The 22,680-nt window shown below is 68.3% G+C and carries 21 protein-coding genes and 1 riboswitch; of the genes, 7 read left to right on the forward strand and 14 right to left on the reverse strand.

The features are described 5' to 3' along the window. Positions 1 to 7 precede the first annotated feature (7 nt). Positions 8 to 439: an OsmC family protein gene (locus tag JE033_RS04495; protein ID WP_200329755.1), complete on the reverse strand. Its 432-nt coding sequence runs from the start codon at positions 437 to 439 to the stop codon at positions 8 to 10. A 96-nt stretch (positions 440 to 535) separates the two neighbouring features. Here JE033_RS04495 and JE033_RS04500 point away from each other — a divergent pair, with 96 nt between their 5' ends. From JE033_RS04500 to JE033_RS04510, 3 genes are read left to right on the forward strand one after another with little or no spacing between them, the layout of a single operon-like run. After that, on the forward strand, positions 536 to 1,294 hold the full coding sequence (locus tag JE033_RS04500; protein ID WP_200329757.1) for a methionine ABC transporter ATP-binding protein: 759 nt from the start codon (positions 536 to 538) through the stop codon (positions 1,292 to 1,294). Next, complete coding sequence (locus JE033_RS04505) at positions 1,291 to 1,971, forward strand: methionine ABC transporter permease (protein ID WP_200329759.1); 681 nt, start codon at positions 1,291 to 1,293, stop codon at positions 1,969 to 1,971. The genes JE033_RS04500 and JE033_RS04505 overlap by 4 nt, the downstream gene beginning before the upstream one ends. Positions 1,972 to 2,024: 53 nt before the next feature. Continuing rightward, entirely contained in the window at positions 2,025 to 2,849 is an 825-nt protein-coding gene (locus JE033_RS04510) for a MetQ/NlpA family ABC transporter substrate-binding protein (protein ID WP_090147207.1), read from the forward strand. 6 nt (positions 2,850 to 2,855) lie between these two features. On the opposite strand, the gene JE033_RS04515 is transcribed toward JE033_RS04510, so the two are convergent. Further along, complete coding sequence (locus JE033_RS04515; protein WP_370567899.1) at positions 2,856 to 4,076, reverse strand: MFS transporter; 1,221 nt, start codon at positions 4,074 to 4,076, stop codon at positions 2,856 to 2,858. An 80-nt stretch (positions 4,077 to 4,156) separates the two neighbouring features. Here JE033_RS04515 and JE033_RS04520 point away from each other — a divergent pair, with 80 nt between their 5' ends. Continuing rightward, positions 4,157 to 4,615, forward strand: a complete 459-nt coding sequence (locus JE033_RS04520; protein WP_200329760.1) for a helix-turn-helix domain-containing protein — start codon at positions 4,157 to 4,159, stop codon at positions 4,613 to 4,615. Between the two features lie 3 nt (positions 4,616 to 4,618). Here the strand turns inward: JE033_RS04520 and JE033_RS04525 are convergent, their stop codons facing one another. The 4 genes from JE033_RS04525 to JE033_RS04540 form a co-directional block, all read right to left on the reverse strand. Next, on the reverse strand, positions 4,619 to 5,185 hold the full coding sequence (locus tag JE033_RS04525) for a hypothetical protein (RefSeq protein ID WP_200329762.1): 567 nt from the start codon (positions 5,183 to 5,185) through the stop codon (positions 4,619 to 4,621). Next, positions 5,185 to 6,765 carry an iron ABC transporter permease gene (locus tag JE033_RS04530; protein WP_200331042.1) on the reverse strand — a complete coding sequence of 527 codons (1,581 nt, stop codon included), beginning with the start codon at positions 6,763 to 6,765 and terminating at the stop codon, positions 5,185 to 5,187. The genes JE033_RS04525 and JE033_RS04530 overlap by 1 nt, the downstream gene beginning before the upstream one ends. A 119-nt stretch (positions 6,766 to 6,884) precedes the next feature. Next, a complete protein-coding gene (locus JE033_RS04535) occupies positions 6,885 to 7,970 on the reverse strand; it encodes a thiamine ABC transporter substrate binding subunit (RefSeq protein WP_200329764.1) in 1,086 nt (361 codons plus the stop codon). Next, positions 7,964 to 8,072, reverse strand: a riboswitch (TPP riboswitch). (Overlaps the previous gene by 7 nt.) 6 nt (positions 8,073 to 8,078) lie before the next feature. Beyond that, positions 8,079 to 9,986: a DUF6350 family protein gene (locus JE033_RS04540; RefSeq protein ID WP_200329766.1), complete on the reverse strand. Its 1,908-nt coding sequence runs from the start codon at positions 9,984 to 9,986 to the stop codon at positions 8,079 to 8,081. Between the two features lie 100 nt (positions 9,987 to 10,086). Between JE033_RS04540 and JE033_RS04545 the strand changes: the two genes are divergently transcribed. Further along, complete coding sequence (locus JE033_RS04545) at positions 10,087 to 11,076, forward strand: epimerase (protein WP_200329768.1); 990 nt, start codon at positions 10,087 to 10,089, stop codon at positions 11,074 to 11,076. 6 nt (positions 11,077 to 11,082) lie between these two features. Here JE033_RS04545 and JE033_RS04550 read toward each other — a convergent pair whose 3' ends face one another. The 7 genes from JE033_RS04550 to JE033_RS04580 all read right to left on the reverse strand — a co-directional run bounded on the left by JE033_RS04550 (position 11,083) and on the right by JE033_RS04580 (position 18,022). Then, on the reverse strand, positions 11,083 to 11,853 hold the full coding sequence (locus JE033_RS04550) for an ABC transporter ATP-binding protein (protein ID WP_200329770.1): 771 nt from the start codon (positions 11,851 to 11,853) through the stop codon (positions 11,083 to 11,085). Next, positions 11,850 to 12,674 carry an ABC transporter permease gene (locus tag JE033_RS04555; protein ID WP_200329772.1) on the reverse strand — a complete coding sequence of 275 codons (825 nt, stop codon included), beginning with the start codon at positions 12,672 to 12,674 and terminating at the stop codon, positions 11,850 to 11,852. Before JE033_RS04555 ends, JE033_RS04550 begins: the two co-directional genes overlap by 4 nt. 9 nt (positions 12,675 to 12,683) lie before the next feature. Beyond that, positions 12,684 to 13,682 carry an aliphatic sulfonate ABC transporter substrate-binding protein gene (locus JE033_RS04560; protein ID WP_200329774.1) on the reverse strand — a complete coding sequence of 333 codons (999 nt, stop codon included), beginning with the start codon at positions 13,680 to 13,682 and terminating at the stop codon, positions 12,684 to 12,686. A gap of 169 nt (positions 13,683 to 13,851) precedes the next feature. Beyond that, positions 13,852 to 14,754 carry a succinate--CoA ligase subunit alpha gene (gene sucD / locus JE033_RS04565; protein WP_090147185.1) on the reverse strand — a complete coding sequence of 301 codons (903 nt, stop codon included), beginning with the start codon at positions 14,752 to 14,754 and terminating at the stop codon, positions 13,852 to 13,854. Positions 14,755 to 14,784: 30 nt separating this feature from the next. Beyond that, positions 14,785 to 15,951 (reverse strand): ADP-forming succinate--CoA ligase subunit beta, encoded by a 1,167-nt coding sequence (sucC, locus tag JE033_RS04570; protein ID WP_200329776.1) that lies wholly within the window; start codon positions 15,949 to 15,951, stop codon positions 14,785 to 14,787. Between the two features lie 84 nt (positions 15,952 to 16,035). Then, positions 16,036 to 17,049, reverse strand: a complete 1,014-nt coding sequence (locus tag JE033_RS04575) for a GGDEF domain-containing protein (RefSeq protein ID WP_370567900.1) — start codon at positions 17,047 to 17,049, stop codon at positions 16,036 to 16,038. A gap of 13 nt (positions 17,050 to 17,062) precedes the next feature. Beyond that, positions 17,063 to 18,022 carry a diguanylate cyclase gene (locus JE033_RS04580; RefSeq protein ID WP_200329780.1) on the reverse strand — a complete coding sequence of 320 codons (960 nt, stop codon included), beginning with the start codon at positions 18,020 to 18,022 and terminating at the stop codon, positions 17,063 to 17,065. A gap of 230 nt (positions 18,023 to 18,252) precedes the next feature. On the opposite strand from JE033_RS04580, the gene JE033_RS04585 reads away from it, so the two are divergent. Next, complete coding sequence (locus JE033_RS04585; protein WP_200329782.1) at positions 18,253 to 18,894, forward strand: TetR/AcrR family transcriptional regulator; 642 nt, start codon at positions 18,253 to 18,255, stop codon at positions 18,892 to 18,894. A gap of 74 nt (positions 18,895 to 18,968) precedes the next feature. Here JE033_RS04585 and JE033_RS04590 read toward each other — a convergent pair whose 3' ends face one another. Further along, positions 18,969 to 21,539, reverse strand: a complete 2,571-nt coding sequence (locus tag JE033_RS04590) for an ATP-dependent helicase (protein WP_200329784.1) — start codon at positions 21,537 to 21,539, stop codon at positions 18,969 to 18,971. An 89-nt stretch (positions 21,540 to 21,628) separates the two neighbouring features. Between JE033_RS04590 and JE033_RS04595 the strand changes: the two genes are divergently transcribed. Then, positions 21,629 to 22,648, forward strand: coding sequence for an asparaginase domain-containing protein (locus JE033_RS04595; protein ID WP_234037095.1), 1,020 nt, complete (start codon positions 21,629 to 21,631; stop codon positions 22,646 to 22,648). The last annotated feature ends 32 nt before the right edge of the window (positions 22,649 to 22,680 follow it).

The raw sequence follows: 22,680 nt of genomic DNA on the forward strand, positions 1-22,680 counted from the left end.
CATCAGTTTACGCGACGGCCGTCACCCGTACCGCCGAGCGACCGCTGAGCATGCGGGACACCGGGCAGCGCTCGTGCGCGGCTGCGGCGAGCGCGTGCGCCTCGTCGAGCGGTACGCCGTCGAAGCGCAGTTCGGCGGCTCCGGAGAATTCGAACCCCTGGTCGGCCAGCGGGTGCAGCGAGATCTCCACGGTTGCTTCGACGTCGGTGCCCGGCCCCGCGACGACGCGAGCTGCCGCGTTCAGGCATGTCGCCCACGACAGGGCGAGCAGTTCCTCCGGGTTCGTGGCTCCCGCCCGGTTCTCCGCGGTCGCCGACGCGACGCGCACGCGCAGGCCGCCGTCGACGAAGCTCTCCCCGCTGATGCCGTCGGAGTTGCGGGCCACTGCGGTGTAGATCGGTGGCTCGGGTGTTCGGTGCGTCGTTTCGCTGCTCGGCATGGTGCTCCTGACGTGACTTGCGATTGCGGGCTGCGCACTCTATGTTAGACCCAGTCTAATTAATACGATTCGTGAAAGCACCGTGGTGAAGAGCTGATGAGCGACGCAACGACCACTTCGACGGCGGTCGTCTTCGACCGCGTGAGTCGTCGCTTCGTTCACGGTGAGGCGGAGGTCGACGCGCTCTCCGATGTCAGCCTCGACATTCCTCGCGGTTCGATCTTCGGAGTGCTCGGCGAGAGCGGCGCGGGGAAATCCACGCTGCTGAGACTCATGAACGGTCTCGATCTGCCGACCAGCGGACGCGTGATCGTCAGCGGTACGGATCTCGCCGCGCTCGGCTCTCGAGAGTTGCGCGCCATGCGGCACCGGATCGGCGTCGTCTTCCAGCACTTCAACCTGCTCGGCAATCTCACGGTGCGCGCGAACATCGCCCTCCCGCTGCGCCTGCAGCATCGCCGCGACCCCGCGCGCGTGACCGCAATGATGGAGTTCGTCGGGCTCGCAGGGCTCTCCGACCGCTATCCGGCTCAGCTCTCCGGGGGGCAGCAGCAGCGAGTGGCGATCGCCCGCGCACTCGTCACCGACCCTGAACTGCTGCTGTGCGATGAACCCACGTCCGCGCTCGACACGCACACGACGGCGGAGATTCTCGAACTGCTGCAGGCGACCCGGGCGGAGTTCGGAACGACGATCGCACTGGTCACCCACGAACTCGACGCGGTGAAGGCCGTGTGCGACGCCGCAGCGGTCTTCGAGCGAGGACGCCTGCTCGACATCGTCGAGGTTCCCCGAGTCGCACAGCACCGGGAGCCCCGATACCTCGATCACGTGAAATCGAGGCTCGCATCTTGAACTTCTGGAACGAGCTCGACCGTGTCTTCGGGGAGCACGGCGGAGAGATCGCCCGAGCACTGGGCGAGACGGGCTACATGGTGCTCGCGTCGATCATCGTCGCGGTCGTCCTCGGCACTCCGCTCGGCATCGTGATCACCCTCACACGACCGGGCGGCGTCATGCCGAGACGTGCGATCTGGAGCGCGGCCAACGCGTACGTCACCATCGTGCGCTCCTTCCCGTTCCTGCTCTTCGTCGTCTTCATGATTCCCCTCACGCGCCTCGTCTTCGACACGAGTTTCGGCACCGTGGCCGCGACCTTCCCGCTCGGCTTCGTCGCGGTCGCCATCTACGCCCGCCTCACCGAGCAGATTCTGCTCGAACTGCCGAGCGGATTGCTGCTCGCGGCGGAGTCGATGGGCGCGAGCATTCCGCAGACCGTGTTCCGCTTCCTCCTCGTCGAGGGGCGATCCGGTCTGGTCTACGCACTCACATCGGCGACCATCAGCTTCGTCTCCTACTCGACCGTGCTCGGCGTCGTCGGCGGAGGCGGCATCGGCGACTTCGCGATGCGGTACGGCTACCACCAGTACGACTTCACTCTCATGTACGTCACGATCGCGCTCATCGTCGCCTGCGTCATGCTGCTGCAGAGCCTCGGCACACGCGTCTCCCGCGCGATCGATCACCGCTGAGCGGTGCGGACGCCCCTCCCCCTCGATCCCCCATCCTTGACAGAAAGCACCCCATGCGCCATCGCCTGATCATCACCGCCACTGCCGCCACCGCCGCTCTCCTGACCCTCGCCGGCTGCGCCACTGGCCCAGACGCTGCCGATGGCTCGGGCGCGGGAGGAGGCCAGGAGACGCGGACGCTGAAGGTCGCGGCGACCACCACTCCGATGACTGACGTCGTGGAGGCCGCAGCCGAGGCGATTGCGGCACCGTACGAGATCGAACTCGTCGAGGTCGCCGATTACGTGCAGCCCAATTCGATGCTGCAGCACGGGGAGCTCGACGCCAACTTCGTGCAGCATCCGCCGTTCATGGAAGAGTTCAACGCGGGCAACGACGCGTCGCTCGTGGTCATCGAGCCCGTGTATCTGACCGTGGTCGGGATGTACTCGAGCACGCACGCGAGCATGGACGAAGTGCCGGAAGGAGGCCGCATCGTCATTCCGCAGGACACCTCGAACGCCGCCCGGGCGCTGCAGATGGTCGCGAAGGCCGGACTGATCGAGCTCGACGCAGACGCCGACACCTGGTCGGTGACGGTCGACGACATCACGAAGAACCCCAAGAACCTCGATTTCGTGGAGGTCGACATCATGCAGCTCTCGGCGGCGTACCCTGAGGCCGACGCCGTCTTCCTGCACGGCACGTTCGCCCGCCAGCTGGGCCTCACACCGGATGAGGATGCGATCGCCGTGGAGCAGGACCCTCAGTTCGCCGTTTCGCTCGTATCCCGCGAGGACAACGCCGATTCGCCGGAGGTCGCCGCACTCGCAGAGGCGTTCCACAGCGACGAGGTGCGTCAGGCGCTCGAGGACGCAGAGGTACCGGTGGCCTTCTAGCCTCCCTCAGCCCGCCTGCGGCGTCGCGCCTGCGCGACCTGATCCGCGAGTCGCAGTGTCGTGCAGCGTTCTCGCCACCGCGCGCCGACCGATCGCCCAGGTGAGCAGTCCGCAGAGGGCGAAGCTCGCTCCGAGAACAGCACATCCTGTCCACCCCGCAGCGGAGTAGATCGTGGTGGTGGCGGTGGCGCCGAGGGCGGAGCCGAGCGAGTAGAAGATCATGTAGCCGCCGATGGTGCTGCTGGTCTGCTCCGAGTGGGCGGCGGCGAGCAGGGACTGGTTGCTGACGTGCACGGCCTGGACAGCGAAGTCCAGGACGATGACACCGACGATGACGAGCCAGAGCGACCATGTGGCCTGCCCGGATGCGATCCACGACAGCGCCAGCAACGCGAGGGCGGTACCGGTCACGAGGTCTGCTCGGCCGGTGTCGGCCCAACGACCGGCCCGTGCAGCTCCCAGCGCACCAGCGAGCCCGGCTATTCCGAACAGGCCGATCTGGGCCGTGCTGAGTTGCCACGGCGCGGCGGCCAGTGGGAGCGCGAGTGCGCTCCAGAGCGTGCCGAAGGAAGCGAACAGGAAGAACGCGATCAACCCGTGCGAGATGAACAGCGGCTCGCGAAAGAGGTGCCCGAGTGAGGCCAGCACGTCTCCGTAGGTCCTGCGATTCGAGCGGTGGTCTGCCGGAAGCCGCTTCACTACCGCGATCGAGAGCACGACGAGAAGCAGCATGAGCGTGATGTACACGCTTCGCCACCCCCACAGATCGGCGAGAAACCCGGCCGAGACTCGGGCCCCGAGGATTCCGATGATGACCCCGGAGGTGACGATTCCGAGCGTGCGACCACGCTCGGCCGGCGTCGACAGATCAGCGGCGAATGCGACGGCGGTCTGCACGATGACGGCGAACAGCCCCGTCACGGCGAGGCCGATGAGCAACATCCACGGGGTCGCTGAGATCGCGACCATCAGCATGCCGGTCGCGGCGAGGATGAGTTGGCCTCCGATGAGCTTGCGTCGGTCGAGCATGTCCCCCATGGGAACGAGGACAACCAGGCCTGCGAGGTAGCCGATCTGGCCGGTCGCGACGATCCATCCCAGCTCGGACTCGGGCACACGGAAGTCTTGCCCGATCTGCGCGAGCATTGGCTGGGCAACGTAGATCGTCGACACAGCGACCGAGCACACCATCGAGAGCAGCAGCCTTCGGCCATGCGCACGTTTCACATCGTCTCCAATCAGTTTCAATTTGCAACTGATTGGAGTATGTCAGAATGGTTTCGATCTGCAACCTTTCGGGAGGCATCATGAACCCAGCACGGCACGTCGGCAATATGACGTGGACCGATTCCACGTGCCCGGTCGCGCGGACCCTCGACCTCGTCGGCGACCGGTGGAGCCTGCTGATCGTTCGCGACGCCATGGACCATGCGCGATCATTCACCGATTTCCAGCAGCGCACCGGGGTCGCGCGCAACATCCTCACCGACCGGCTTCGCCGCCTCGTCGAACACGGCATCCTGGAGCGAGAGACGGCAATCTCCGGACGCCGGCAGGTCTACGTCCTCACTGAGGCAGGTCGCGACCTCTTCACGATCATCGTGGCGATGCGTCAGTGGGGCGAGCGACACGCGTTCGCCGACGACGAAGCGCATTCGACTCTCGTGGATGAGAGTGGCAGCCCGTTGGGCCGACTGCGCCCGACCAATGCCAATGGGCGCCGCGTCGACGTCGATTCAACCGAAGTCATACGTGACGGCGAGTAGAGTTCACCCGATCGGGTCGTCGCAGGCGGAGATGGTGATCGTACGATCGGCGAGCTCCCACGGACGGTGCCAGGCGTACAGCTCCTCCTCCTGGGCGGCCCAGCGGTCCCAGTGCGGGGCGTAGACCTCACCATCGCGTGCGAGCGCGCGGCGCTTTCGCGTCACCGCCTCGACCTCGAGCCAGACGCTGCGCACCCGAGGCAGTGCCGCTCCTGCGGCGGCGGCCCAGTTCTCGGCCGCTGCGAGGTTCTCAGCGGTAATCGCACCGCATCCCTCGATCACGAGTGGAACCCGCGGTTCGATGCGCTCGCGGGGACCGAATGCAGCCGCGATCCAGTCGTACGCACGGTAGCTGCTCGTTCGCAGCGCGGCCGCGAGCGCGAGCGACCCGGCGGCGAGCCCATCCCACCCCGGGTACAGCGCCTCCACGTGCAGCACCTGCGCAGGCCGGCGCAGGGCCGCGAACGTCTGCACCATATGCTCCGCGAGATGCGTCTTCCCCGAGCCGGAGCGGCCGTCGATGAGCAGCACGTCGCAGTCGGCGAGCTCCTCGAGATCCAGATCCACCATCAGAACTCCCGGTTCCCGTCCGTGCGCCAGCGTTCGGCCGCCAGCATGATGCCGGCCGTCAGCACGCCGAGCACGACCGCCCCCGCGAGCCCGGCCCCGTAGCTCTCGGGTGCCTGATGGCCGATCAGCGCGGCGACCACGACCGGGAGCGTCTGCTCCCCGGGTCGCACGAGGAAGGACGTGGCTCCGAATTCCCCCAGCGAGGTCGCACAGGCGAAGCCGAGCGCGAGCCCCGCCGAACGTCCGAGCAGGGGCAGATCGATGGTGCGCAGCATCGCGAGCGGGCCGGCGCCGAGCGACGACGCCGCGTCGCGCAGCTCGGTCGGGATTCCCCGGAGCACGGGCAGCAGCGTGCGCACGACGAGCGGCAGCGCGACGAGGGCCTGAGCGATCGGGATCAAGACGGTCGAAGTTCGCAGATCGAACCCGATGCCGAGCGGCCGATTCATGGTCAGGAGCAGACCGAAGCCCAGTGTCACTGCTGATACGCCGAGCGGCAACATCACGAGCGCGTCGAAGGCCTCGATGCCCCGTCGGAGCGATCGGGTGCGAGGGCGACGGGAGAGGACGAGGGCCAGCAGCATGCCGAGCACGATAGCGATGAGGGCAGCCACCGCGGCGATGCGGAGCGAGGCTCCGATGGCCTCGAGCACCGTGCCATCGATCGGCAGCGCTTCCGGCGGATCTGCGAGCGCGGCGTAATTCGCCAGCGTCCACCTCCCTTCCCGGTCCCTCAGCGAGCGCGTCACCAGAGCGGTGAGCGGGAGCACGTGCAGCAGCAGCAGCGTCGCCCCCACCAGCGTCAGCACCGGAGCATCGACTCGCCGTGGAGGCGTTCCGCGCCCCCGCTCCTCGCGCAGCACGACCGCGCGCTCTCCGGCGCGGCGCAACTGCGCCGACACGGCGAGCGCGGCGGCCACGATCGCGAACTGGGCGATCGACAGCACCGCCGCGCCGCGGAGGTCCAGGAACTGAACGGTGAGCCGGTAGATCTCCGTCTCCACGTTCGCGAAGGCGGTGCCGCCGAGAATGAGCACGATGCCGAACGAGGTGGAGCAGAAGAGGAACACGAGCGCCGCGGCGGACGCGATGGCGGGGCCGAGCGCGGGGAGTGTCACGATGCACCAGGCGCGCACCCGTGATGCGCCGAGCACTCGCGCGGCCTGCTCGGAGGTGTCGTCGAGGCGGGCCCAGAACCCGCCGACCATGCGCGCGACGACGCCGACGTTCGGAAATGCGAGTGCGAGTACGACCGCGGCGAAGCTCTGGTCCAGCCCCCACGATCCCAGCGGCCCTCCCGGTCCGAGCAACGCCGAGAATGCGACGCCGACGACCACCGAGGGCAGCACGAACGGCACCGTGAGCACCCCTTGCAGCACCCGCTTGCCGCGAAAATCGAGACGGTAGAGCGCGTAGGCGGCTGGTACCCCGAGCGCGAGGGAGAGCGCAGTCGCGAGCCCCGCTTGGGCGAACGTCTGGCCGATGACCCGCCAGGTGCGTACGGCGCCGAACACCTCTGGCAGACCGCTCAGATCGAGTCGTCCCCCGTCGACGAACCCTGTCGCGACGAGCGAGAACACCGGCCAAACGAAGAACAGGGCGAGGAACGCGAGCGGCAGGGCCGCCGCCAGCGTCCACGCTGCAACGCCCCACGGGCCGAGAGCGGCACGTGGGGCGCCTCGGCCAGTCGGGCGGATGATCAGAGGCCGATCTGCTCGCTCAGGGCTTTGAGCCACTCCTCGCGACCCGACTCGATCTCGCGGGAGCTGAGGTCGTGCGTCCGCCCCGGCGCGGGCGACGGCGCGAATTCCCTCCATGCCGAGGGCAGTTCCACAGCCGCATCGACGGGGTTCATGTACATCGCGTCCGGAATGGTCTGCTGGAACTCCTGCGACACGAGATAGTCGACCACGGCCTCGGCGCCGGCCTCGTTCTGAGCACCCCTCAGCACCCCTGCGTACTCGACCTGCCGCGTGCACGTGTCGAGCAGCGCGGCAGTGCTCGACGCCGTGCCAGTCTCGTCGACCGTGAAGGCCGGAGACGAAGCGTAGGAGACCACGATCGGCCGCGTACCCGCTTCGCCGCCCTGGGTGAACTGACCGTAATACGCGTCGCTCCACCCCTGCTCGATGCGCGCTCCATTGTCGACGAGCCGCTGCCAGTAGCCCGCGAAACCGTCCTCCCCGAATTCGGCGACGGTGCCGACGAGGAACGAGGCCCCCGTCGACGAAGCGGTCGGGTCGAGCAACACGGTGAGATCGCGATACTCCGGCTTCGCCAGGTCGTCGTAGGTTCGCGGCTCCGAGATCCCCTGATCCGCGAACCAGGCGGTGTCGATATTGATGCAGGTCGCGCCATGGTCCACTGCGACGAGGCCGGAAGCCGGATCGCCGTCGACGGCGAACTGCTCAGCGCCCTCGGGCAGCTGCGCTGGAGCGTAGTCGGCGACCACGTCGTTGTCGATGAGACGCGAGGCGAAGATGTTGTCGACGCCGAAGAACGCATCGGCGATGGGCGCACCCTGGGTGAGTACGAGCTTGTTCGTGAGCTCTCCCCCGTCGCCGGCCGAGACGACCTGTACGTCGTACCCGGTCGCTGCGCTGGCGGCCGCAGCGAAATCATCGTTCGGGAACGAGTCGTGGACGGCGAGCGTCACCGTCTTCGTATCCGGCGCTTGCTCCGCACCGCTCGCGCATCCGCTCGCTCCGAGGCAGAGCAGTGCCCCGAGCGCGAGCGCGGGCAGTGCGCGGTGCCGCACACGATGAGAATTGGGCGTAGGCGTCATTGAGGCGTCCTTCCTCCGCTGGCATGAACCAGATCAGGTGAACGGTCGGAGCTCGCGTGCTCCCTCTCAGCCCCGCGCGCCGGGACTCCCGTGGATTGCCCTCTTACCCTAGTGCCCTCGCCCCGGCCACCGCCAACCCGATCGACGTTCGGGCTTCGGCTCCTCCGCCGCGTCGTCGCTGGGCGTCGCCTCCGCGTCCCACGAATAGGCCCGCACGAGTGTCGCCTCGTCGATCAGCTCGTCGGAATCGCGACGGGCGTCGGGTCGTGACTCCGCCTCGCCCTCGTCCGAGGCATCATCGACTGTCGGCTCGTCGGAGCCGGAACGCAGCGGTTCGGCCGGCACGAAGGCCTCGGTATCGAACGCCTCGGTATCGAACGCCTCCGTGTCGAACGTCTCGGTGTCGAACGTCTCGGTGCCGAACTCTTGACCGTCGCTCGCCTCGGCACGGGTCGGCTCAGTGCCGAATGCTTCGGCGTCGAAGGCCGCAGTGTCGAACGCGTCGGTTTCGTCACCTGCGGTACGCATCGCGTCGATCTCGTGCATGTCGGCGGTCGCGTCTTCGACAGCGCGCCGTCCTCTGGCGGCATTTCGATCCGCGGCCAGGACGAGTGCCTCGTCGACCGCCGTCTCGAAGTCGACGTCGTCGCTGTCGCCACCGGCGTCGGCACCGGCACCGACGCCGGCACCGACGCCGGCACCGGGAGCAGGGTCTGCGGCTGCTGCTCGGCCAGGCAGCAGACCGCCCGACGCAACCGCTGCGGGAACGACGGATGGCAGCGCGGCGCGGAACTTCGCCGCGTCGAAGCGTCCCGCGATGACGCCGATGAGCAGGCCCCCGCCCACCTCGAGCGCGATGAGCCCCCCTGTGAGCCAGGGGTCGGGGCCGTTCGACGCGAGGCGATCCGGCCCCATCGACCCGCGCGCAAGGGCGCTCAGGCCGGCGACGGAGAGTCCTGACAGCACCGCGGCGAGCACCGTGATCGACACGGCGGCCGGCCACGAGGCCCGGCGCATCCCGGGTCGGCGCGCGAAGAGCACGCCGAGAGCGAGCGCGGCGATGACCAGTACTCCCGGGGCCAGCGCCCCGCGCTCACCCCAACCGTCGGGAAGCACGCCGAGCATGGGCAAGGCTGGGAGCGGGCCGAGCAGCGTTTCGAATGGGGTGACCGAGCTTCCGGCGCCGATCTCGAAGCCGGCTCCCGACATCCACGCGAGGCTCCACACGATCGCCAGCGGCACGAGCGCCAGTTGCGCGAGGAACAATGTGAGCGACCCGATGGGATCGAGCTGCAGACTCTGCGCCAGCGCCGTGACATCGGCATAGCCGACCGCCACAGCGACGGCGAAGCCCAGCGCGGCGATACCGAGCATCAGCGCGAACGCTGCCGCCGCGAGACGAAACATCTCGGCCGCACGGCTCGGCAATGCTGCTCCGAACCGGACCCCCATGTATTCGAGCCCGCGCAACGCGATCCTCACGCCCGACTCCCACCACGGGTGCCCGTCGCGCCCGGCACGCACCAGGAACGCCGCGCACGACGCGGCACCGTACACGGCGGCGGCGCTGAGCGCTGCCTGGACCGCTGAGCCTTCGATCAGGGGCGCGGCGAGTGCCGCTGCGGCGAGGGCGACGGCCCCGAATCCGACGGCGCCGCCGAGCACGCCCATGGCGCCGACCCCGCCACGGCCGGCGAACCGCCATCCCGCGCGCAGTGCGAGCAGCACCGAGATGAGCGTGATGCCGAGAGGAACGAGCGACAGGGTGAAGCTGAACGCTTCCGGCGCGAGCCCCAGGCCGAGCGCCGTCTCCGCTGACAGCGAGAAGTGCAGCGGCACGAAGTGCGCCAGCAGCCAGATGCCCGTCACGTCGGCCGCGACCGACGCCGGTTCGGCCGCGAGGCCGAAGGTGATGACCCAGACCAGCACTGCGGGAACCGCGACGACGGCGATTCCGGCGAGCGCCACGGCGACCGCCTCGATTGCGGCGATCACCGCGGTCACCAAAGATCTCATTGCCAGAATCTTACTCCGAGCGGTGCCCCGGATTCCCTGGTCCCACTGCCGTAGGGTGAGGGGTCAGCTCTCGAATCGCGCACGGGAAGGCCGGGCACTCATGCCGCACGCTCCGCTCCAACGCTCCGCCGACGCACCGCAGGGGCGGGTCGTGATCACCGGAGCGGGCGGCTTCATGGGCCGATATCTCGCGGACCGGTACCGAGATGCCGGGCGCGACGTCATCACGGTGGGTCGGTCCGGATTGAACGTCAGCTGGAACGACGCCGCTGCACTCCGCGACGCAGTGGACGGCGCGTCGCTCGTCGTCGGCCTGGCGGGCAAGAGCGTGAACTGCCGCTACACGGCTGCGAACCGCGCCGAGATCATGCGATCCCGCGTCGTCACCACGCAACGGCTCTCGCGGGCCATCGCTTCGGCCGCCGACCCTCCGCCGGTCTGGTTGAACGCCTCCACGGCGACCATCTACCGGCACGCCGATGACCGCCCCATGACCGAGGCCGGCGGCGAGATCGGTTCGGGCTTCTCGGTCGGCGTCGCGCAGGCGTGGGAAGCGGCGCTGATGCGCGATGCACTGCCCCGCACGCGTCGCGTCGCACTGCGCACCGCGATCGTACTCGGCTCCGGTGGGGTGCTTCCGACGATTCGCGCTTTGGCTCGCCTCGGTATGGGCGGATCGCAACTCGACGGCCGCTGGCCGGTGACCCGGGCTCGTCGGCTCGCGGGCACTGCGCACCGGTTCGCTGCGCGCGGCGGTTCGCAGATGTTCAGCTGGATCCACATCGAAGACGCCGCGCGGGCCCTCGATTTCCTGGAGCAGCATCCAGAGCTCGACGGCGCCGTGAACCTGAGCGCACCGAACCCGGTCGACAACCGCACCTTCATGCGCACGGCGCGCAGCGTACTCGGGCTCGCGATCGGCCCGCCGCTGCCCCGCTGGGCGCAGGAGGTCGGTGCGATCGCGATCCGCACCGAGACGGAACTCGTACTCAAGAGCCGGTGGGTGCTGCCCGAACGATTGGACCGGTCGGGGTTCGCGTTCCAGTACCCCGAGCTCGAGCCCGCGCTGCGTGCGGCGTATCGCAGGTGACCGCTGCTATTCGGCGCCGTGGATCAGCCCGAGGATGCGGTCTTGCAGTTCCTGGAACTCGACGGTGCGCTCGGACGCCAGGGTGCGCGGCCGCGCGATCGGCACGTCGACGATCTGCTGCACACGGCCCGGACGCGGACTCATCACGATGACGCGATCGCTCGTCACTACGGCTTCACCGATGTCGTGGGTCACGAGGAGCACGGTGATGCGGTGCCGTTCCCACACCTCGAGCAGCAGTTCTTGCATGGTGCGGCGCGTGAGAGCGTCGAGCGCCCCGAACGGCTCGTCCATGAGCAGGATCTCCGGTCCGTAGCTCAGCGAGCGCGCAAGTGCGACGCGCTGCTGCATGCCGCCCGAGAGCTCGACCGGCCGTGCGCGTTCGAAGCCGTCGAGGCCGACGAGGCCCAGGAAGTCCCGAGCCCGATCCGCCCGATCCGCCCGGGAGAGGCCCCGCTCGCCGCGCAACGCGAATTCGACGTTCTGCTGCACCGTCAGCCACGGCATGAGCGTCGCGTGCTGGAAGACCACACCGCGGTCTCTGCCCGGCCCCGTGATCGGAGCACCGTCCACCTCGAGTGTGCCGGACGTCGGTTCCTCCAGACCGGCGATGAGCGACAGCAGCGTCGACTTGCCGCAGCCGGAAGCGCCGACGATCGAGACGAATTCGTTCGTTCCGACTTCGAGGTCAACGCCCTCCAGAGCCGTGACGCTCCCGAATCGCTTCACGATGCCGGCCGCCCGCAGTTTCGGCGACGCGGGGTGCTGAGCGCTCATGGGCGACCCTCCTGATACGCGAACATGCGCCGACCGGCCGCGCGCATGGCCTGATCGAGAATCAGCCCGAGCACACCGAGCACGAACACGTACCCGATGATCAGGTCGGTCTCGAAGAATCGCTGCGCCACCGTGATGCGGTAGCCCATGCCACTTGAAGCGGCGACGAGCTCTGCGACGACGAGCCAGGTCCAGGCCCACCCGAGCGTGATTCTCAGCGCGTCCCAGATGCGCGGCATCGCCGACGGCACGACGATCCGCACCAGCAGTTGCCCCCAGCTCAGCCCGAGGGTCTCCCCCAGACTCACCAGCGTCCGCGGGGTGCGCCGCACCGCGTCGGCCACCATGAGCACCTGCTGGAAGAAGGTGCCCATCCAGATGATCAAGAACTTCTGATTCTCGTCGATGCCGACCCAGACGATCGTGAGTGGAACGAATGCGACGACCGGCATGTACCGGATGAAATCCATGAGCGGCTCGAGCGCGGCTTCCACCCGGGCGTTCACACCCATGAGCGTGCCGACCGGGATCGCCATGACGGTCGCGATCACGAAGCCCATGAGAATGCGGAAGGAGCTGACCCCGACGTCGCTCCACAGCTCGCCGTTCGCAACCTGCCGGCCGAGAGCCTCGAGCACCGCGCCGGGGCCAGGAAGGAACATCGGGTCCGCGAGACCCGTCGCGCCGGCCGCCCACCACACGGCGATGAGCAGCACGAACGTCGTGCTCGCGATCGCGAGGTACGCCGGGCGCCCGATCGGTCGTCCGATACGCGCACGCCGACGCCGCAGCGCCGGAACGGTGTTCACGGGTCCCGCCATGATTGCCGGTTACTCCCCGAGGAACTCGGCGCGGATCGCGCTCGTCGCGTCGACATCGCCCGAGATCAACCCGATGCGCTGCGCCACCTCGGCGAGAGCCGGCAGCGTCTCGTCGGCGTAGTCGCCCGAGAGCTGATCGCGGTTCTCGGCGAGCGAGTAGTAGTGCACGCCGGCGAAGGCGGTTTCAAGATCGGCAGGGTCGGAGCCCACCCCTGCGGCGATGATGCCCTGCGCGGCCTCGGTGTCGCTCTCGTAGTACGCGACGGAATCGTCCCACGCGGCGAGCACGTCGCGCACCTCGTCCGGACGCTCGTCGAGCACGTCGTTGCGCACGACCAGCACGTCCGTGATGAGCCCGGGGAACTCTCCGGCGGTCACCACGGCTTCGGCTCCGGCCTCCGAGCCGAGCGCCTCGCTGATGTAAGGCTCGTACGTCACCCCGGCGTCCACGCGGCCGGCGAGCAGCATGGGCGTCACCTTGTCAGCAGACGACTCGACGACCTCGATGTCGTCGAAGTCGAGGCCGGCCTCCTCGAGCGCTTCGGCGATCAGGATCTCGCTCGTGGCGCCCTTCTCGAACGCCACCGTCTTGCCCTTGAGCCCCGCCACATCATCGATGCCCGAAGTGCTCAAGATCGCGTCGGCTTCAGTGGCCGAGTCGAGCATGAGCACGATCGAGACGTCCACGCCCTCCTCGATGAACTGCAGTGCGGCCTGAGCGCCCACGTTCGCCATGTCGAGGCGATCGGCGGCGAGCGCGGCGTTCACGTCGGAGTCGGCGTTGAAGCTCGACAGCTGCACGTCGACTCCGCGGTCCTCGAAGAAGCCCTGGTCCTCGGCGACGTACCACTGCCCGTATCCGAGCCAGGGCTGCGTGCCCATGCGCAGCGCCTCGCCGGACGCTTCGTCGGTCGAGCCGCCCGACTGCGTCGAGCAGCCCGTGAGTGCGAGGGCGATCGCTGCCGTTGCGGCGGCGGTGAGGGAGAGCGTGCGGATGAGGCGGGTCACGGCGGTCCTTTCGAAGTGGCGCGGCCGGGGGGCGCGCGGAGGCGCGACTTCGCGCACAACCTCTCCAGTTTACGGGAGACTGCGCGGATTCGTCCCGTGCTCCTTCCGAACGCGAGCGGGGCGGCCTCCCGAAGGAGACCGCCCCGCTCTGGCAGAGATGCGCCGGTGCTTACAGTGCGTTGAACGCCTCGCGCAGCAGGTTCGCCGTTTCAGTCGGCGTCTTGCCCACCTTCACGCCTGCAGCCTCGAGGGCCTCCTTCTTCGCCTGCGCCGTTCCGGCCGAACCGGAGACGATCGCACCTGCGTGGCCCATCGTCTTCCCCTCGGGAGCCGTGAACCCGGCGACATAGCCGACGACGGGCTTCGTCACGTTCGCCTTGATGTAGTCGGCGGCGCGCTCCTCGGCGTCGCCGCCGATCTCGCCGATCATCACGATGGCGCGGGTTTCGGGGTCGGCCTCGAACGCGGCGAGCGCGTCGATGTGCGTCGTACCGATCACCGGGTCCCCGCCGATACCGATAGCCGTCGAGAAGCCCAGGTCGCGCAGCTCGTACATCATCTGGTACGTCAGTGTTCCCGACTTCGAGACGAGGCCGATCGGGCCCTTGCCGGTGATCGTGGCCGGCGTGATGCCTGCGAGCGCCTCGCCCGGGGTGATGATGCCGGGGCAGTTCGGGCCGATGATGCGCGTCTCGTTGCCGGTCGCCTGGGCGTGCGCCCACAGCTCGGCCGAGTCCTTCACCGGCACGCCCTCAGTAATGATGACGAGCAGGCCGATTCGGGCGTCGATGGCCTCGATGGCGGCGTCCTTGGTGAAGGCCGGCGGCACGAACGCCACCGATACGTTCGCCCCGGTGGCCTCCATCGCCTCGGCGACCGAGGCGAAGACGGGAAGCTCGACGGTTGCCCCGTCGGCGTCGACGTGCGAGACGGTGGTGCCGGCCTTGCGGGCATTCACTCCCCCGACGACGTTCGTCCCGGCGGCGAGCATGCGCGCGGTGTGCTTGGTGCCCTCGCCGCCGGTGATGCCCTGGACGATGACCTTGGAATCCTTGTTCAGGAAGATCGACATGGTGGTTCTCCTACAGTCTTTCGTCTCGGCTCAGCGGGCGTTCGCGAGTTCGGCGGCCTTGTCGGCGCCCTCGTCCATCGTGGCGGCCTGCGTCACGAGCGGGTGGGCAGCCTCGTTGAGAATCGCGCGGCCCTCTTCGACGTTGTTGCCGTCGAGACGCACGACGAGCGGCTTGTTGGCGGCGTCGCCGAGCTTCTTCAGCGCGCCGACGATGCCGTTGGCGACCGCATCGCAGGCGGTGATTCCGCCGAATACGTTGACGAACACCGACTTCACCTGCGGATCGCCGAGGATCACGTCGAGTCCCGCCGCCATGACCTCTGCAGACGCGCCGCCGCCGATGTCGAGGAAGTTGGCGGGCTTCACGCCGCCGTGGTTCTCGCCCGCGTAGGCGACGACGTCGAGCGTCGACATGACGAGCCCGGCGCCGTTGCCGATGACCCCGACCTCGCCGTCGAGCTTCACATAGTTCAGGTCCTGCGCCTTGGCCTTCGCCTCGAGCGGATCCTCGGTCGACTTGTCGGCGAGCTCAGCGTGCTGCGGCTGACGGAAGTCGGCGTTCTCGTCGAGGGATACCTTGCCGTCGAGGGCGATGACGTCGCCGGCGCCGGTGAGCACGAGCGGGTTCACCTCGACGAGCGTGGCGTCTTCGCCGACGTACACCTCGTAGAGCTTCTGGAAGACGGGAACCACCTTCGGGATGAGCTCCTCGGGGAACTTCGCGGCCCGGGCGATCTCCTCCGCCTTCGCAGCGTCGATGCCCACGATCGGGTCGACGGCGATGCGCGCGAGCGCTTCGGGCTTCTCCACCGCGAGCAGTTCGATCTCGACGCCGCCCTCGACCGAGGCGAGCGACAGGTACGAGCGGTTGGCACGATCGAGCAGCACGGAGAAGTAGAACTCCTGCGCGATGTCAGCGCCCGCGGCGACCATGACGCGCTCGACGACGTGTCCCTTGATGTCGAGTCCGAGAATCGACTGCGCCGCCTCGAACGCCTCATCGGGGGTCTTCGCGACCTTCACGCCGCCGGCCTTGCCGCGGCCTCCGGTCTTCACCTGCGCCTTCACGACGACGACGCCGCCGAGCTTCTCGGCAGCCGCGCGCACCTCTTCCGGGGTGTCGGCGACGATGCCGGCCAGTACCGGCACCTCGTATCGTTCGAATAGATCTCGTGCCTGGTACTCGTACAGATCCACGTACTGTCCTTTGCTTGGGAGTCGGGGTGATCCGAGGCAGAAAAATGTCTCGATGTCGAGGTAACTCGACCGGTGCTCAGCCTATCATCGCGTGATGGGCGTCCCTCGACCGCCTCCCGGCTTCGCGCGATACAGCTCGGCGTCCGCCCGCGCGAGCACCGCGTCGAGCGGTTCGCCCGCGCGGGCCGTCGCGATCCCCCACGACCATGAGAAATCGGAGTCCGTCCGGAGCCTCCCGAGCTGCTCCTCCACTGCGGCTGCGTCGCCGCGGAAGACCAGCGCGAACTCGTCCCCGCCCAGCCGCGCGACGAGCCCGCCTCGACGCGCGGTGGTGCCGCGGCGGCCCACCAGCTCGTTCCACGCATCCACGCTCGCCGAGAGCGCGGTATCGCCGGCCAGATGCCCACCGGCATCGTTCACACCCTTGAAATCGTCGAAGTCGAGCATGGCGACGGTGACGGGTTCGCCGCTGCGGGCCGCTCGGCGCCGCACGACCCCGGCGAGTTGCTGCAGCCCGCGACGATTCAGCGCCCCGGTCAGGGAATCGAGTCGCGCCTCCTTGCGCAATTGACGCTGCACGGTTCTCGCCCCTTCGAAGCAGAACAGCGCGACGAGGATCGCGTAGCCGACCATCATCCTGGGGTCGGATACGCCGTTTCCGAGGTCGGGGTTGAGGTGCAGGATGAACAGGAGGCGCACGACACCGAGCCCGATGAGGGCGCGACCGAGCAGCGCAGGGTAGAACCACCCGATGTACAGCGCGATGAGCGGAAGCTCGAGGAGAGCGTTGATCTCGGCGTGCACATGGATCGAGGCGAGGAGGAAGTAGGTCGACAACGACTCGATGCCGGCGAACATGACGAGCCCGGCCCAGAGCGGGTACCGGCGCCCGAGCACCAGCGGCAGCACGGTGGCCACGATGTAGAAGGTGAGCCACAGCGAGACTGCAGATCGGTTGAGGTGCGGGTGGGGCAGGAGGAGATCGAAGACGAAGACGGTTGCGAGCAGCAGCGGGACGGCTGCGCTCATGTACGAGAACGGCGTCTGCCTGCGGTCGAAGCGCTCCCACGCGTCGCGCACGACAGCTCTCGCGCTCACGCGGGGCCGGCGGCTATCCATGCGGCACCTGCCGCTTCAGCCGCTTCTGCGCGTACAGCGCCGCGTCGGCGCGCTGCAGGAGTGCGGCGAGGTCGTCGCCGGCGGCGTACTCGCTCGCACCCCACGACCACGGGTGCGTGGACGCGGCCTGCAAACGCTCGACGATGGCACTCGTTTCCGCGCGATCCGTATCGGGGAGGAGGATCGCGAACTCGTCGCCGCCGAGCCGACCGATGACGTCGCTGCTGCGCAGTTCGCTTCTCCATGCGCTCACGGTCGTTTCGAGGGCCCGGTCGCCGGCGGCGTGACCGTGCGCGTCGTTGACCTGCTTGAAGCCGTCGAAGTCGATGGCCAGCAGCGACATCGGAGTGGTGCGGCGTCGCAGCCTGACCGCTGCCCGCTCGAAGAACGGGGCCCGGTGGAGAGCTCCGGTGAGCGCATCGGTGGCGTCGACGCGTTTCGCTCGACGCCAGAGATAGTTGCCTGCGATGTAGCAGAAGAGCAGACTCAGCAGGCCGTGCACCGCCACGGGGGCGCCGATGCGTCCCTCGGGGTTGAAGAGCGGGTTGGAGACCATGACGATCCCGAACACCGCCATGCACAGCGCGATCAGCGGCAGGGCGAGACGCGGCCGCACGAACCAGCCGAGGTAGAAGGCGACGATGGGCAGCTGCTGCAGCGCGGAGATCACCGATTGCGGGTCGTCGGCGAGGCTCAGGAAGTAGGCCTGGGCCACCAGGAAGATGAAGACGGCGACGATGCCCACCCACCGCGGGAGGCGCCGTCCCAGGAAGAGCGCCGTCACGGCACTGGTCAGGGTGATGACGAGCAGCGCCCAGTTCAGCGCGCGATGCTCGATGTAGTCGGGGAAGAGCAGGTCGACCGCGAGCGTGAGCGACATGAGCACGGCGGCGAAGGTGATGTACCACGAATGCGCGTCGTGTCTGCGGAGGAATGCCGTCGCCGAGGGCATACTCCGCCCTCCCTTCGATGCCGTGCGCATCCCCCGTCTTCCCCAGCCGTCCGGGTATAGGGTACACACTTCCGCGATCGGGGCATATGGCGAGATTCTCGGTTCGATGCAACATTCGCCGTACATCTTCCGTTCTCTCAGCGATGAAGAATACACTCGATCGCGCTGCGGCCGCCGGCCTCCCCGCTCCGGGGCGGGTATTCGAGTCGGCGCGGCAGGAGAGAAGTCACGTGAGCACTACGGAGGAGGCCCGCCCCGAGGGCCTGCGAGCACGCAAGCGCCGGCGCACCGAGAACGCCATCGAGTCATCGGCGGTGCAGCTCGCCCTAGAGCTCGGCGTCGAGCACGTCACGGTCGATGCCATTTGCGAACGCGCCGATATCTCTCGGAGCACCTTCTTCAACTACTTCCCGTCCCGAGACGATGCGATCGTCGGGCGAGCGATCGACATCCCGGACGGCGAAGCCGCGTTCGCCGTGCTCGACAGCACGCCAGACGATCTTCCGCTGGGTCTCTTCCGTCTGCTCTTCGCGGCCATCGGCCACCGCAGCGTCAATGCCGACATTGCGCGGGATCGAGGCCGTCTCGTCGCCGAGCAGTACGAGGCCGGGCGTTTGATGATGATCTCGATTCTGGAATCGGGCTACCAGCTCGACGCGGTCGCGGTGGCGTGGCTTCGGGCGCACCCGGAGCACGCGAAGCTGGACTCGCCGCAGCGGGAGTCGGCGCTGGCCCTCGCGCTCGTGCATGGCGCGATGACGGCGCAGATGGCCGAGTGGACGGCGGGGAGCGGCGACGTGAGCGCCGACGAGTCGGACTTCTTGCGCATCGCGGCCGACTTCCGCCGACTGCTCGGCGCGAACGCGGCGTAGGCGTAGGCGCCGCGTTCCCTCGCGCCGCAGCGTTCTAACCTGCGTCGCCCAGGTATTCAACGAGCGGCGCCTACTTATTCGACGACCTTCTCGATCGGTGCGAGCTTCACGAGCAGCTTGCGCTCTCCGACGGTGTCGAATACCACGTGGGCGATGCGCTTCGTTCCGGAGCCCGAGATTCCCGTGACCCTGCCGTCGCCGTACTCGTCGTGCCGAATGCGGTCTCCTGTTGCGAGCTCGAGGTCGCCGTTGTCTCTCACCGAACCGTCGACGAGGTTCGGGAAGCCACCCCCGCTCGCTTGAGCCTCCTTCGCAAGTCGCTTCCGTTCGCGCCACTTGTCGAGCGCGGATTGCATGTTCCCGCTCGCGGGCTCGCTGACTGCGGCCGATCCAGACCCTCCTCCGCCTCCGGAGAACGACACTGCGGAGTCCGTACGGGTGCGCGACCAGGATCCGTTCGATCCCGGTGAGCGGGGTGCGTTCAGCGCGCGCGAAGCGGTCCCGCCCCGTCCGGTCACCTCGCCCGGCGACTGCCGCCAGTCGATGAGCCCTTCGGGGATCTCCTGCAGGAACCGCGACGGCATTGCGACGGAGACGTCGCCGAACGTCGCACGGGTCGAGGCGAGTGTGAGGTACAGACGCTCGCGCGCTCGCGTGATGCCGACGTACATCAACCGGCGTTCCTCGTTGATGCCGCCGATCTCATCGACAGACATCTGGTGCGGGAGGAGTCCTTCTTCGACTCCCGTGATGAAGACGGCTGCGAACTCGAGGCCCTTTGCCGTGTGCATCGTCATCAGCGACACGGTGCCGCTCGAGTCGTCGAGGTCGTCGGCGGCGGCGACGAGACTCACCTCGGTCAGGAATGCGAGCAGACCCGCGCCGGGCTGCTTCACGTCGAACTCGCGCGCCACGGCGAGGAGTTCCTCGAGGTTCTCAGCGCGGGCATCGTCTTGCGGGTCGCGCTTCGCCCGCAGCTTCTCGATCATGTCGGTCTCGTCGAGCACCAGCTTCATCACGTCGCCGACGGGGGCTGGGACGGCGTCTTCACCCGCGACGTCGGTCGCACCGCCACCGGCGGCCATCCGTGATGCCCGCACGAGCATCTCGCCCAATCCGCGGACGGTCGCGCGGATCTTCGGGCCGATCGCCGTGACCTCCTCCGCGCGCAGCATTGCTTCGTGGAACGACAGGCCGTTGGCTTCCTGGAAGTTCGCGAGATGGGCCTCCGCCATCGCGCCGACCCCGCGCTTCGGAGCGCCGAGGAGGCGCGACCACGCGATGGGGTCGTACGGGTTCGCAATGCTCGTGAGGTACGCCATCGCGTCTTTCACCTCGGCGCGCTCGTAGAACTTCGTGCCGCCGAGCACGCGGTAGGGAATGGCGGACCGGATCAGCAGCTCTTCGAGGGCGCGCGTCTGGGAGTTCGTGCGGTAGAAGACGGCGATGTCGCTGTAGGCGACGCCCGCGCGGTGCAGGTCCTCGATCTCCTCCGCGACGAAGCGTGCTTCATCGTGCTGCGAGTACCCGGTGAAGCCGACGATGCGCTCGCCGTCGCCCTCCGACGTCCACAACCGCTTCTCCTGGCGGTCGAAGTTGTTGCCGATCACGGCATTCGCCGCTGACAGGATGTTCTGCGTCGAGCGGTAGTTCTGCTCGAGTTTCACGACCTCGGCGCCGGAGAAATCGCGCTCGAACTCGACGATGTTGCGAATGTCGGCGCCGCGGAACGCGTAGATCGACTGATCGGAGTCGCCGACGACCGTCAGGCTCGCGGCGGGGATGCGGCCGGAGGCGTCGAGCTCGCGCTCGCGCGCCGGCGGCACGAGGCGCTCGACCTCTTCCGGTTCGATGGGCCGTGTGAGCTCGCGGATCAGCGAATACTGCGCGTGATTCGTGTCCTGATACTCGTCGACGAGAATGTGACGGAAGCGGCGCTGATAGATCGCCGCGACATCGGGGTGCGAACGGAACAGGTGCACGGTCTGCCCGATGAGGTCGTCGAAGTCGAACGCGTTCGCACGCTTCAGCTCCTGCTCGTACATTCTGAAGATCTCGACGAACAGCCGCTCACGAGGGTCGTTCTCGTTCATCGTCGCCGCGTGCGTCGCGGCGTCGACCAGCTCATTCTTGAGTTTCGAGATCTTCGAACCCGAGTTCGCCGGAGTGAAGCCGTACGTGTCGGCGTCGAGCTCCTTGATGATGCGCTTCAGCAGCGCACGGGAATCGGCGGAATCGTAGATCGTGAAGCCGGACACATAGCCGAAGCGCTCAGCCTCGCGACGCAGGATGCGCACGCACGCCGAGTGGAAGGTCGAGACCCACATGCCCTGCGATGCGTCTCCGAGCAGCCCCTCGATGCGCTCCCGCATCTCGGCCGCGGCCTTGTTCGTGAACGTGATGGCGAGGATCTGGCTCGGCCATGCCTCGCGCTCGCGAATGAGATGCGCGATGCGATGCGTCAGCACCCGGGTCTTGCCCGAGCCTGCTCCCGCGACGATCAGCAACGCGGGTCCACGAGTCGTCACCGCTCGCGCCTGCGCGGGGTTGAGACCGTCGACCAGGGGGTCGTCGGCCGTGCCGTTCGCGCCGGTTCCGCCGCCGACCGGGAGACCTGAAGGGTCGAGAAGTTCGAAGTCGCTCATCGTGCCCCCAGTCTACGAGGCGCCTCCGACATTCGGCCTCGCTGGCCCGGCGCACGGCCAACGCCCTCCGATCCCGCAGAATAGGAGTTATGTCATCCTCCGCCACTCGGCGCCCGTCCGTGCTCGTCTTCGCCACCGGTGGAACGATCGGCATGCGTCGCACCGACAGCGGCCTCGCGCCCGATCCCGAGTTCCCCGAGATCCTCGAAGACCTCGTCGCGCGCATCTGCCTCCCGCTCGGCGTCGAAGCCCGCGTCAACCATCTCTCACCCGCGATCGACAGCGCGAACGCCGACGCCGATACCGCTCCGAAGATTGCACGCGCGGTGCGCGCCCGCGTACGCACTCAGCGCCCCCGCGGCGTGGTCATCACCCACGGCACCGACACCCTCGCGTACACAGCGGCCCGGCTCGCGTTCGAGCTCGGCGATCTCGGCGTGCCGGTGGTCGTCACCGGCAGCCAGCTGGCCCACGGCGAGGAGGGCAGCGATGCGATCGGCAATCTCACGCTCGCCATCCGCGCTGCGGTGAAGGCCGCGCCCGGTTCACCGGCCGCGATTGCGTTCGGCGGCGACCTGCTCCCGGCTGTGCGGGCCACCAAGCACGACAGCGTCGCGCTCGCAGCGTTCCGCGCAGAGCTTCCCCTCGCCGCGGGCGCCGCCGGCGTGCCAGCGCCACCGCCCGTCGACGCCGGATCCGCAGTGCCGAGCGCGCCATCGCGCGTACTCGCGTTTCGATTCGTTCCCGCCGTGACCTCCGATGATCTGCGCGCTTCGGTGGGCGGACGCCCGCAGGGCCTCGTGCTGGAGTGCTACGGCAGCGGCAACGGCCCGATGGCTCGCCCCGGCATGCTCGGCACCCTCCGAGAGCTCTGCGCCGCAATGCCCATCGTCGCGGTGACGCAGTGCACGACGGGCGGCGTCGACCTCAACCGCTACGCCGTCGGCCGTGAACTCGCCGCGGCCGGCGTCATCGACGGCGGCGATATGACGCTCGAAGCGGCTGCGGGAAAGCTCGGCTTCCTCCTCGACCGCCGCCACAGCGATGCCGAGCTGCGCGCCCTCATGCTGCAGAATCTCGTGGGCGAGCGGACGAGCACGCCCGCCTGAACCGCCACGCGCGGCTCAGGCCAGCACGCAGC

It is taken from the genome of Leucobacter sp. L43 (genome assembly GCF_016597785.1).
Taxonomy (GTDB): Bacteria; Actinomycetota; Actinomycetes; order Actinomycetales; family Microbacteriaceae; genus Leucobacter; species Leucobacter alluvii.

Excerpts from the sequence above, each read along its gene's own strand:
- JE033_RS04495 (WP_200329755.1), bottom strand. The coding sequence starts at position 439 with ATGCCGAGCAGCGAAACGACGCACCGAACACCCGAGCCACCGATCTAC.
- JE033_RS04500 (WP_200329757.1), top strand. The coding sequence starts at position 536 with ATGAGCGACGCAACGACCACTTCGACGGCGGTCGTCTTCGACCGCGTG.
- JE033_RS04510 (WP_090147207.1), top strand. The coding sequence starts at position 2,025 with ATGCGCCATCGCCTGATCATCACCGCCACTGCCGCCACCGCCGCTCTC.
- JE033_RS04520 (WP_200329760.1), top strand. The coding sequence starts at position 4,157 with ATGAACCCAGCACGGCACGTCGGCAATATGACGTGGACCGATTCCACG.
- JE033_RS04525 (WP_200329762.1), bottom strand. The coding sequence starts at position 5,185 with ATGGTGGATCTGGATCTCGAGGAGCTCGCCGACTGCGACGTGCTGCTC.
- JE033_RS04535 (WP_200329764.1), bottom strand. The coding sequence starts at position 7,970 with ATGACGCCTACGCCCAATTCTCATCGTGTGCGGCACCGCGCACTGCCC.
- JE033_RS04540 (WP_200329766.1), bottom strand. The coding sequence starts at position 9,986 with ATGAGATCTTTGGTGACCGCGGTGATCGCCGCAATCGAGGCGGTCGCC.
- JE033_RS04545 (WP_200329768.1), top strand. The coding sequence starts at position 10,087 with ATGCCGCACGCTCCGCTCCAACGCTCCGCCGACGCACCGCAGGGGCGG.
- JE033_RS04550 (WP_200329770.1), bottom strand. The coding sequence starts at position 11,853 with ATGAGCGCTCAGCACCCCGCGTCGCCGAAACTGCGGGCGGCCGGCATC.
- JE033_RS04555 (WP_200329772.1), bottom strand. The coding sequence starts at position 12,674 with ATGGCGGGACCCGTGAACACCGTTCCGGCGCTGCGGCGTCGGCGTGCG.
- sucD (WP_090147185.1), bottom strand. The coding sequence starts at position 14,754 with ATGTCGATCTTCCTGAACAAGGATTCCAAGGTCATCGTCCAGGGCATC.
- JE033_RS04580 (WP_200329780.1), bottom strand. The coding sequence starts at position 18,022 with ATGCCCTCGGCGACGGCATTCCTCCGCAGACACGACGCGCATTCGTGG.
- JE033_RS04590 (WP_200329784.1), bottom strand. The coding sequence starts at position 21,539 with ATGAGCGACTTCGAACTTCTCGACCCTTCAGGTCTCCCGGTCGGCGGC.
- JE033_RS04595 (WP_234037095.1), top strand. The coding sequence starts at position 21,629 with ATGTCATCCTCCGCCACTCGGCGCCCGTCCGTGCTCGTCTTCGCCACC.